This window comes from Leuconostoc sp. S50, assembly GCF_016624925.1.
GTDB lineage: Bacteria > Bacillota > Bacilli > Lactobacillales > Lactobacillaceae > Leuconostoc > Leuconostoc pseudomesenteroides.
This window is the reverse complement of the sequence record NZ_JACVUE010000012.1, coordinates 59,876-69,747: the sequence shown is the minus strand read 5'-3', so window position 1 is coordinate 69,747 and position 9,872 is coordinate 59,876. Positions and strand designations below refer to the sequence as shown.

11 protein-coding genes and 1 riboswitch are annotated in these 9,872 nt (G+C 37.9%); of the genes, 7 read left to right on the top strand and 4 right to left on the bottom strand.

The features are described from left to right. Positions 1-158 precede the first annotated feature (158 nt). From spx to IAE53_RS09580, 3 genes are read left to right on the top strand one after another with little or no spacing between them, the layout of a single operon-like run. Complete coding sequence (spx, locus tag IAE53_RS09590; RefSeq protein WP_148424167.1) at positions 159-593, top strand: transcriptional regulator Spx; 435 nt, start codon at positions 159-161, stop codon at positions 591-593. Positions 594-649: 56 nt separating this feature from the next. Continuing rightward, entirely contained in the window at positions 650-1,354 is a 705-nt protein-coding gene (locus IAE53_RS09585) for an adaptor protein MecA (protein WP_148424168.1), read from the top strand. A gap of 58 nt (positions 1,355-1,412) precedes the next feature. Next, positions 1,413-1,817: a rhodanese-like domain-containing protein gene (locus tag IAE53_RS09580; RefSeq protein WP_148424169.1), complete on the top strand. Its 405-nt coding sequence runs from the start codon at positions 1,413-1,415 to the stop codon at positions 1,815-1,817. A gap of 31 nt (positions 1,818-1,848) precedes the next feature. Here IAE53_RS09580 and IAE53_RS09575 read toward each other — a convergent pair whose 3' ends face one another. Further along, positions 1,849-2,031 carry a DUF3042 family protein gene (locus IAE53_RS09575; RefSeq protein ID WP_010275563.1) on the bottom strand — a complete coding sequence of 61 codons (183 nt, stop codon included), beginning with the start codon at positions 2,029-2,031 and terminating at the stop codon, positions 1,849-1,851. Positions 2,032-2,122: 91 nt separating this feature from the next. Here IAE53_RS09575 and IAE53_RS09570 point away from each other — a divergent pair, with 91 nt between their 5' ends. Together IAE53_RS09570 and miaA are read left to right on the top strand one after the other, a co-directional pair. Further along, positions 2,123-2,863, top strand: coding sequence for a glycerophosphodiester phosphodiesterase family protein (locus IAE53_RS09570; RefSeq protein WP_148424250.1), 741 nt, complete (start codon positions 2,123-2,125; stop codon positions 2,861-2,863). Then, positions 2,856-3,740: a tRNA (adenosine(37)-N6)-dimethylallyltransferase MiaA gene (gene miaA, locus IAE53_RS09565; protein ID WP_148424170.1), complete on the top strand. Its 885-nt coding sequence runs from the start codon at positions 2,856-2,858 to the stop codon at positions 3,738-3,740. Before IAE53_RS09570 ends, miaA begins: the two co-directional genes overlap by 8 nt. A 19-nt stretch (positions 3,741-3,759) precedes the next feature. On the opposite strand, the gene IAE53_RS09560 is transcribed toward miaA, so the two are convergent. Continuing rightward, positions 3,760-4,587: a hypothetical protein gene (locus IAE53_RS09560; protein ID WP_148424171.1), complete on the bottom strand. Its 828-nt coding sequence runs from the start codon at positions 4,585-4,587 to the stop codon at positions 3,760-3,762. A 158-nt stretch (positions 4,588-4,745) separates the two neighbouring features. Further along, a riboswitch (SAM riboswitch) is annotated at positions 4,746-4,849 on the top strand. A 99-nt stretch (positions 4,850-4,948) separates the two neighbouring features. Here IAE53_RS09560 and metK point away from each other — a divergent pair. Together metK and IAE53_RS09550 are read left to right on the top strand one after the other, a co-directional pair. Next, positions 4,949-6,106: a methionine adenosyltransferase gene (gene metK, locus IAE53_RS09555; protein WP_010275576.1), complete on the top strand. Its 1,158-nt coding sequence runs from the start codon at positions 4,949-4,951 to the stop codon at positions 6,104-6,106. Between the two features lie 19 nt (positions 6,107-6,125). After that, entirely contained in the window at positions 6,126-7,058 is a 933-nt protein-coding gene (locus tag IAE53_RS09550; RefSeq protein WP_148424172.1) for an ADP-ribosylglycohydrolase family protein, read from the top strand. Positions 7,059-7,113: 55 nt separating this feature from the next. Here IAE53_RS09550 and IAE53_RS09545 read toward each other — a convergent pair whose 3' ends face one another. Both IAE53_RS09545 and ppcA read right to left on the bottom strand, forming a co-directional pair. Continuing rightward, the gene (locus tag IAE53_RS09545; protein ID WP_148424173.1) at positions 7,114-8,049 is read right to left on the bottom strand and encodes a diacylglycerol kinase family protein; all 936 of its coding nucleotides are present in this window, start codon (positions 8,047-8,049) and stop codon (positions 7,114-7,116) included. Between the two features lie 96 nt (positions 8,050-8,145). Then, the gene (gene ppcA, locus IAE53_RS09540; RefSeq protein WP_148424174.1) at positions 8,146-9,660 is read right to left on the bottom strand and encodes a phosphoenolpyruvate carboxylase; all 1,515 of its coding nucleotides are present in this window, start codon (positions 9,658-9,660) and stop codon (positions 8,146-8,148) included. Between the last annotated feature and the right edge of the window lie 212 nt (positions 9,661-9,872).

Sequence of the window (9,872 nt, the reverse complement as noted above, 5' to 3'; positions counted from 1 at the left end):
TTCCTGCGAGGATAGGACGATGCGGTGCCGTACATAAGAAGAACGAGAGCAATCTAATGATGAATTGATTGCTCTTTTTGCTATACTATAGTCAATGTACTTTAGTAAGTAAATACGGTATAATAGATATATCTTATGAATTTGGAGGGCAACGATGTATGGTTACACTTTTTTCATCGCCTAGTTGCACCTCTTGCAGAAAAGCTAAGCAATGGTTAGAAGATCACAATATTCCTTATATTGAGAGAAATCTGAACAAGAACCCCATTAACGCCAATGAGGTGAAAGAAATGCTTCGTTTAACTGAAGATGGTACTGAAGAATTAATTTCGACCCGATCCAAAATTTTCTCAAAATTAGAGGTTAACTTGGATGATATATCAATTAATACTTTAATCGATTTAATTGTTGAATATCCTTCACTTTTGAAACGACCAATAATTATGGATGACCGCAGAATACAGGTAGGTTATAATGAAGATGAGATTCGTCGATTCTTACCTCGAGATGTTCGTCAACGTGAACTCTTCCGTGCAACGTATAAAGCGGATTTTGAAGAAGCAGCAAAAAATTTGGTTGTTGAGGAGAGTTAAGTTCGTTTTCCTTTGAAACTATTATTTTAAAATTCAATTAGAAAGGTAGTGTGAATATGGAACGAGAGCGTATAAACGAAAATACAATTCGTGTGATGATCAATAATTCTGATCTTGAAGATCGTGGTATTTCTGTGATGGAATTGCTTGGCAACCATGATAAAATCGAATCCTTCTTTTACAACATACTTTCTGAAGTTGATACAGAGCATGATTTTGATGATGACGATCAAGTTTCATTCCAGATATTACCCAATCGGAATGGATTGGAATTGTTTATTTCTAGATTAGATTCGGAAAATCAAGTTGGTGATATTCTCAATAATATTATGGATTTTGCTAATAAAAAAAATTCAGAAATTGATGATATTTCTGATGAACGTCGTACTGAATTGCGCCAATCCGATGATGGCAGTGTCAATCACACTGTGAATCCGTCTAAGTCTAGAGCAGTTAAACAAAATTCTAGCAGCGTTGCGAAGACAATTACAATTAAATTATTTGATTTTGAATCAGGTATTGCAATTGCTAAAAACTTTGATGCTAACAATTTCCTTTCAGATTTGTATCGTTATAATAGCATTTTTTTCTTACAATTGACTCCCAATAACGGTGATTTCAGTTGGGAAGAACTGAAAGATCGTTTGGCAATTGCATTTGAGTATGGCAACTTAAGCGACGTTAATAATGACGTACTTAAAGAGCATGGTGAACCAATCATGTTAAAAAATGCTCTAAATCAATTGAATCGACTATTTTAATTAGGCGCTTGCGCCTTTTTTTGATACAATGGTATAAGATTGATTTAGAGGATGTATTATGACTAATATTTTAATGATGATTGCAACTGTTGTTGTGCTATGGATTTTGTTTGCGTTTGGCGGTTGGTTATGGGTCTTTTTGTCAGCAAAACAAAATGGCAAACTTTTAAAGCCTGAAGATTTTGCAGCTAAAATTGATTCGGATAATGGTCAAATTATTGATGTTCGTGAGAGTGAACCATATAAGCGATCGCATATTATGGGGGCACGAAATATTAGTGCCATGAACTTTTTGCAGGGCAAATCTGGATTGCGGCAGGATCGTGACATTTTTCTTTACGATGATAATTTACGAGATGTGGTTCGTGTTGCCAGATCACTTAAAAAGCAGGGCTATGCTAGGGAAAAAATTTTTATCTTGCGTGGTGGTTTCAGTCGTTACGAAGGAAAAAAGACAAAATAAAAAAAGAACCGCTTATCAAGCGCGGTTCTTTTTAGTAACGTGATTGATGTGCTGCAACGCTACGACGAATAGCAGCTTTTGACACTTGGTTGTAAGTTTCTTCAGCTTTCTCTTGTGGCTTAATAACTGTTTGGCGATAACCTAATGCCGTACCGGCTGCAACGACGGCAGAACCAATTACGCCAACAATAACACCTAATCTAAATGATTTCATATTCTAAACACTTCCTTAAATTCTTAAGACTTCTTAAATACTATTATCGACTATTTTCTTTAATTTGTAAATAAAAAAGATTGGATAAATGATGACAGAAATTATTGCACATCGTGGCTATCGTCTAGTCGCACCAGAAAATACATTGCCTGCATTTGAGGCCGCTCTGGCATTTCATCCTGATATGATTGAAATGGATGTTCATAGAACATTGGACGGCAAATTAGTAGTTATTCATGATGAAAAAGTAGATAGAACGACTAATGGAAAAGGATACATCAAAGATTTGACATTAGCTGAAATTAAAATGTTAGATGCTGGTAGTTATAAAGAGCCTAAAATGGCAAATGTAACTGTGCCAACTTTGTTTGAGTTTTTAACTTTTCTAAAAGAAAAGCAGTTTAATCAAACACTTTTACTTGAGGTTAAAACCGATCACGTGATGTATCCTGGCATTGAATCCGAAATTTTAGATATGGTTGCGACTTTCAAACCAAATTATCCTATTATTTATCAAAGTTTTAACTTGAAGTCATTAAAAATAATCAGAAAGTTAAAGCCTGATGCCGAAATAGCAGCACTTGTATTTTGGATGACGCCTAAAGTGGTATGGCTTAAACTACGTGGTGTTTTTGATTATATCCATCCAGATATTAGAATACTAAACAAGAAGCCAGCTCTTTTTTGGCGAAAGAAAGCACACATACGACCTTGGACGGTTGACAAAGAAGCTGATATGAGACGTGTTTTTGAGGCTAATATTCCGGGAATTATTACTAACCAAGTAGCCTTGGCGGTTAAAATGCGTAAGGAAATACAAGAGCATGAGTAAAATATTAGTCATTACCGGTCCGACAGCTTCGGGCAAGACAGACGTAGCAATTCAAATAGCAGAGCAATTTAATGGTGAAATTGTGTCAGCAGATTCAATGCAAATTTATCGTGGCTTGGATGTAGGAACAGCTAAACCAACTATTCGGGAACAAAAAAAAATACCACATCATCTCATTGATGTTGTGAATATGACTGATAATTTTTCTGTAGCTGAATTTGTTGCACTGGCGGACGAAATCATAGAAGATATTACCAAACGTGGCAAGTTACCAATTATCGTTGGTGGAACTGGTTTTTATCTGAAAGCGTTGCTTGGGTTACAAGCATTGGAATACAGTCCCAATGATCCTAATTTGTCATCGGAATTGGCCGACAAAACACTACCACAATTAGTTGATGAATTATTAAAAATAGATGATGCTCTTGCTAAGCGCATTGATTTGAATAATAGGCAACGCGTGATTCGAGCAATTCAAATAGCACACCAAGGACATAAACAACAGACAACAGTAAAGCGACCGACATATGATGCGTTGGTAGTTGGACTAGATTGGCCACGCGAAATCCTGTATCAGCGCATTAACCAACGGGTCACTAATATGGTCAGTGAAGGCGTTTTAAATGAAGCACAAGCTGTTTTAAACGCTGGTGGAGAAGAATTACAAGCTGGCAAGGCTATTGGCTACAAAGAATTTTTCGGCTACCTAAGAGGTGAGAAAATGCTTGAAGAAGCCATAAAAAAATTGCAACAAGACTCCAGACGCTATGCTAAGCGGCAACTAACGTATTTACGTCATCAATTACCAGGATTAATGTGGATAAATGGCAAAACCGCGATACTTGATTTGAAAAAAATGATTCAAAACTGGCTATAAAACCGTTTTGAATCATTTTTCATTGATAAACTAACAGCATTGAAAGTCCTAGAAGCAGAACGTAAATCATATTTTGCCAGTTGCCAATGCGGGCTTTGACAAATTGTAAAACAAAAGCAAATATACTAAGTATAAAGATAACAATTGTTGTCGCACCGACATGGTGACTTAGCAAAGCGGCCCAAAAGAGACCGATTGATAACAAACTCAGTTTTCTGCCATCTGGGTTTGGCATAATGACTGGTGTGAAGTAAAAAAAGAAGGCGAAGAGCATTGGTAATAATTGGAGAATAAATTTCTGCGTTAAATAATTATTTTCACTGTAAAAAATAGCGATTGGAATTGTAAAGGTCGCCAAAATACTCAGCAAAATTAAACCTAAAATGTTTTGTAAACCAAGCCACAATTGTTGAATGGCAATAAAGAAAGCGACCAAGATAAGTAATAATAACCAAATTTCTCGACGTGCCTGAATGAGTGAGTTAAAGGTGAACAAAATGCTAATAGCAAAAAACAGGTAACTTAACAAACTACGAAAATTTTGCGTTATCATAAGGGCCATGCCAGCAGCTATCGTGACCGTATAGCCAAATAAGGGCGCTAAAGACCACGTTAACTCGCCTTCAAGGTCTTGCGTATGTAGTAGTGGTAATCGCCACCAAACGAGGTTGAGTGAGATAACTATCACAATCAAAGGCACCCAAAAACGCCAATCTTTCAATTTTGCCGGTGAAAAGCTTTCGAGACTTCTTTTGTCTCTGGCATCTGTGCTCAAACGACGTGGTAAAATAGTGCCATCTGGCATTCGTTGAGACAGGTTTGATTGTTGGTAGTAGTCTTGATCCATAGCTAATATTTTACCTTAAAAATGGACAACTGACGTATCATTTTTATGACAGAATTGTATCAATACCAGCGAATTAACAATTGATAAGGTACACAAATCCATTTAAAATGGTTGAATTGTACGTGGAAGTTTGTTACAATTATTATTACAATTTAAAACAGCTATCAAGAGCAGGCGAGTGATACAGCACTTTGACCCTGCACCAACCGGCGGTAAGCTTAACAGCTTACAGTGTACGGTGGTAATTCTGTACAGATAGTCGTCACGTTAGCGCGTTCGACGATGTCGAGCGCGCTTTTTAATTTCGGCTTTAGCTTTTTATTTTGCAAAACTGGTGGCGACCTTACGCAGGAGAATACCAATGACAAAATTTTTCACTTCAGAGTCTGTCTCAGCTGGACATCCTGATAAAATTGCAGATCAAATTGCGGATGCAATTTTGGACGCTGTTTTGACCCAAGATCCATATGCACGATCAGCTGTCGAGGTGACAACATCAACGGGAGATGTATCAATTTTTGGGGAACTATCTACTAACGCATATGTTAATATTCGCCAAATTGCCACAGACACAATTAGAGAAATCGGTTATGATAAAGCAGAATTAGGTTTTACAGCAGATTCTGTTAATGTTTCAAACAAGATTGTTGAGCAATCATCTGATATTGCGCAGGCAGTAGATAATGCTGATGATGATCCAGAACAGTTAGGCGCTGGCGATCAAGGCATGGTATTTGGCTATGCGACTAATGAAACAGATAGTTATTTGCCATTGACTTTAGCATTGTCACATCGTTTAATGCGCCGTATTCGTGATGTACGCGAATCTAATCAGCTAAGTTACCTCCGTCCAGATGCGAAAGGTGAAGTAACTGTTGAATTAAATGATGACAACCAAGTGCAACGGATTGCTGCTGTGGTCATATCAACACAACACAATGACGCAGTATCACTTGAGACGCTTCGTAAAGATGTCCGTGAGTTGGTAATCGATAAGGTTTTGCCACAAGAATTAGTTGATGATCAGACAAAATATTATATCAATCCATCAGGTCGATTTGTTTTGGGTGGTCCGCAAGCTGATTCTGGGTTAACAGGTCGTAAAATTATTGTTGACACATATGGTGGTGCGGCGCACCATGGTGGTGGTGCTTTTTCTGGAAAAGATGCGACAAAGGTGGATCGTTCGGCCGCTTATTTTGCCCGCTATGTGGCTAAAAACATGGTTGCCGCAGGTGTAGCTGATCGACTTGAATTACAAGTTGCATATGCAATTGGTGTAGCGGAACCTGTTTCACTTAATGTCGAAACATTCGGCACTGCTAAAATTAGTGACAATAAAATTACTGAAATTATCACACAATTATTTGATTTCAGACCATTAGCAATTATTAATCACTTAGATTTACGTCGTCCTATTTATAAGCAAACAGCTGCTTTTGGTCATTTTGGTAGAACGGATATTGATTTACCATGGGAAGCTTTGGATAAAGTTGAAGAAATTAAAAGCTTGCTCTAATTCATGTTAAAATGATTGTATGAGTAAAAAGCAATCAACAATTCAATTTTTGATATTCGGCATGGTTATTGGTGAAAGTATCGCGTCTTTACCTGCCAATGATCAAGATAAGGTGTTAGATCAACAATTTGATAGACAGTTAGAGTGGGGAACGCAAGTTAGCTTGTCATTAGCAACAACGGCAAGTTTAACACGCGGTTATCAGTTGGCAGATGTAATGGCTCACTTACAAAACTGGTATCAAAGGCGACAGTATGCGCCTGTTGGTACACATCAAAGTGTCGATGAAGTCACAAAAAAAGCATTAGATAATTATATTAAAAACCGTGATATGCTTTCGGCAGGTGTATCAGACGATGCAGCAGATAGTGATAACATCTTGGCACGTATGTTACCAGTGGCACTTTATTTGCACCACCAATATGGGACTTCATTTGTTAATGATGAAACTGCAATGATGCTACTTCATCGTATTGCTGGTTTGACGCACAACGATGAGGGTGCTTTGGTGACGGTGGGGATGATGAGCCTCATTCTGAGTCAAATTTTAGACGGTAATAATTTATCAGATGCTGTTGAAAATGGGTTAGCTTTTGGGTTTGAGTATTACTCACGTCACCAAGTGTTTGTTTCTGAGCTTTCAGCATTTGATGAGCTTAATTTGCCTGATTTTAGAAATATTCCAGCCGATAAAATAGTATTAGATGGTAAGGCCGCTTCTACTTTAGAGGCAGTCATTTGGAGCTTGCTTAACAGTCAGAATTATACTGAAGCAATTAAAAATTCATTGGTTCACGGTCATGCCAATAGTGTTGTTCCAACTTTGGTTGCTGCAATAGCGGCTGTTTATTATCGTGATGATATGGTATTGCGTCTCAGCCAAAATTTCGTAGCACGACGTCTATTAGCGACAATTGTTTCACAAGCTGAGCGCTCTGCTCGTTTTAGTTAAAAGTCAAAAACGCCAAGTCTAATGAGATGACATCTCAAGACTTGGCGTTTTTTGTTTAAATCCAAAATGGGTAATGTTCAAATGTTAACTGAAAGTCGTAACTTCCGTTGCCTAATTCTTCCCCGTCAGCTTGACCAGGTTGTATATCACGAACGTGAATGGTAGCATTTTGTGACATTTTAAGATGATGAACCTTTTTGAATTTGAGATGTCCACCATTTCTTTTCAAAGCTAGAAACATGCCTAAAAATTCAACAAAACTCATTTTTTCTGCGATAACCAAATCTAATCCATAGGTTGTGAGCTTTGCTTCAGGCAAAAGTGCGATACCACCCCCAAAATAAGCTTGATTGGTTAAGGTGAGTAGAAAGACGCGCGGAAAATTGAGGTAGTCGTCACCGGAATTAATCGTGACAGGAAAACTATTTTGATTCGCAAATACCTTGAGAACAGAAAAAAGATAGCTCAATGAACCTAAACCAATTTTGTTAAGACGTGCTTTCCATTTATCATGATTTGTTTGTGAAACAACTGCCGCATCGAAACCAATGCCTAAATTATTAACAAAGTACCTTGTTTGTTTTTTGGGTGCATCACCGACAATTTTGCCAACTGTCAGTAATTGCGAGGATCTAATTTTTGCTAGTCGTGATAAAGCGTCATTGGCATCACCTAATTGTGCAGCACGAGCAAAGTCATTACCAGATCCATTGGGGATGTAAGCAATGGGTATAGGGTTAAGTCGCTTAAATTTAAGCAGTCCGTTCAGAACTTCATTTAAAGTACCATCACCACCAATCGCTAGAATAACATTTTTTGCAGGGACATCAGGCAAATCCTTGGCTAATTTTTTTGCAAAAAGGGTTGCTTGACCAGCAAAAGTTGTGTCTTGCCACGATGCAAAAGTGAGTTGAGATTTAATTTTTGAAATTTTTTCTTGGTGGCGTCCACTGCCAGCAAGAGGATTGTTAATAACATAGAATTGTGGCATTGACACGCTCAAACTTTCAAACAAATTAATTTTATTGTAACAAAAAAAGCCTGTTAAGGCTATTTATCAAACGATAAGTACATTTTTTAGGATTTTTTAACCTAGGAAATGACGTAATTGGGCCATACGATTGATGAGCGCTGTCACCGCAATTGGTGCGCCATCCTTAATTTGCACAACTTGTAAAGCAATCTCTGCATGTTGTTTTTCTTCCCTAGTTAGCGGTTGGAGTTCGAAACCAAAGATATCTTGCAAAATCAAAATATCTTCTTCCACTTCAGCCCAAGCTGGACTCTGAGTTTTTAAGATTTGTAGGGCATCCATGTTGACATAGCGAGCCAACTCTCGGAAGTCTTGTTTCATACTTGGATAATGTCTCACAAAAACACCAAGATGGTCAGCATTAAGTTGTTTCAGGGCACGCCCGAAACCAATAAATTCAGGGGGAACACCAACAGAATAGAACGCACCGGTGAAGTTAATTGCTCGAGGCAATTCGATGCCATCAACAGAGCGAGAGTAGCCAAGAACACCAACGTGTTGACGGCGGTCACGACGCTTGGGGAACGCCTTGAAAATTGGTTGCATACTAGGTACTAAGTTGTCTAGTGTATTCGAGTAATATTTAGCTGAAATTTCAGCAACTTCTGCAAGTACATTCTGGTCTTCACTACTAATTTTGAGTGGTTCGGCAACCGGTAGTGCTGTTTTTAATTTGTCGATAGCCGTTTGTACTTCCTCCAGTGGAAAATCATAACGAAAGGCTGATTGGACAGTTGCTGTTCTGACACCAGGGAATTCTTTGACATAGCGATCAATACGACGTGGCGATAGACCACCACGAAAAATTGCTGACCCTGTTCCAGAAATCGGATAGATTTCAATGTTTTCTTGCTCAGCAAATTCATGTAATCTTGCAATTGCTAATTTGTTTCCTGTAATCGAACTCATAAATCCGGCAGTCAAGGCTGAATCAGACCCTGCCAAGAAAACACGTAGATATTTTGGACGGAAACCAAAGTGTTCTTCATGGAGTGTCAAGTATTCTTTTAAAATTTCTGGTGCATGCAGTTGCGTATCAAAATCTTCAAATAGCGGAATCATTTCGATATAAGGTGTATTTTTATCAGAACGTGTGAACTCTGCTGTTTTGAAATTTGCTAATTTTTCAAACAGGAGTTGCATTTTCAAAATTTGATCTGCACGTTGTGCCATTGGTAAAATAGCTTCAAATAGAGGCCGGGTGAAGCCAAGATCATGTGCAAAATCCTCGGAACTCAAAAAGGCTGTCATGGCTTGCATCAAGTTATAACCCTTTTCTTCCCAAATATTCGGGAATCTGAAAGTTAAAAACTTGTCGCGACCAATTTGATGTTCTTTGAAATAGTCATACTCTGAGCTAAATAAGCGATCAATGACGGCGGCATCGGCATGTTTACCTTCCCAATCCCACATGTATTCGTCAACATTTAATTCACTAAAGTTTTCAAATGCTTCGCTGGTCTCGCGATAAGCGCTGATGAATGGTTGCTGAGAACTGTCCCAGAAAGGTGCATTAGCGTTGTCGGGATGCTGTGTACCCATGATTGTGGGAATTTTACGTGTTGTCATGATAGCTCCTTAATGTTTTACTTACAGTATTGTAACATATTGCGTTCTAGGTGTTTTGAGAATATGTTATGTTTTTTCCGAATAATTGCGAATATATTTTTGTAATGTCTGTATTTTGTCATGATAAAGCATGTAACGTTTGGAGATGAGCATAAAACGACAGACATAATGCTCGAAAAAAGGTAATCAAAAACCACCAAATTATTAAAATT

Bases quoted from the DNA above. Each gene is read 5' to 3' on its own strand.
- IAE53_RS09545 (WP_148424173.1), bottom strand. From the start codon at position 8,049: ATGCCACAATTCTATGTTATTAACAATCCTCTTGCTGGCAGTGGACGC.
- IAE53_RS09585 (WP_148424168.1), top strand. From the start codon at position 650: ATGGAACGAGAGCGTATAAACGAAAATACAATTCGTGTGATGATCAAT.
- ppcA (WP_148424174.1), bottom strand. From the start codon at position 9,660: ATGACAACACGTAAAATTCCCACAATCATGGGTACACAGCATCCCGAC.
- IAE53_RS09570 (WP_148424250.1), top strand. From the start codon at position 2,123: ATGACAGAAATTATTGCACATCGTGGCTATCGTCTAGTCGCACCAGAA.
- spx (WP_148424167.1), top strand. From the start codon at position 159: ATGGTTACACTTTTTTCATCGCCTAGTTGCACCTCTTGCAGAAAAGCT.
- IAE53_RS09580 (WP_148424169.1), top strand. From the start codon at position 1,413: ATGACTAATATTTTAATGATGATTGCAACTGTTGTTGTGCTATGGATT.
- IAE53_RS09575 (WP_010275563.1), bottom strand. From the start codon at position 2,031: ATGAAATCATTTAGATTAGGTGTTATTGTTGGCGTAATTGGTTCTGCC.
- IAE53_RS09560 (WP_148424171.1), bottom strand. From the start codon at position 4,587: ATGGATCAAGACTACTACCAACAATCAAACCTGTCTCAACGAATGCCA.
- miaA (WP_148424170.1), top strand. From the start codon at position 2,856: ATGAGTAAAATATTAGTCATTACCGGTCCGACAGCTTCGGGCAAGACA.
- IAE53_RS09550 (WP_148424172.1), top strand. From the start codon at position 6,126: ATGAGTAAAAAGCAATCAACAATTCAATTTTTGATATTCGGCATGGTT.
- metK (WP_010275576.1), top strand. From the start codon at position 4,949: ATGACAAAATTTTTCACTTCAGAGTCTGTCTCAGCTGGACATCCTGAT.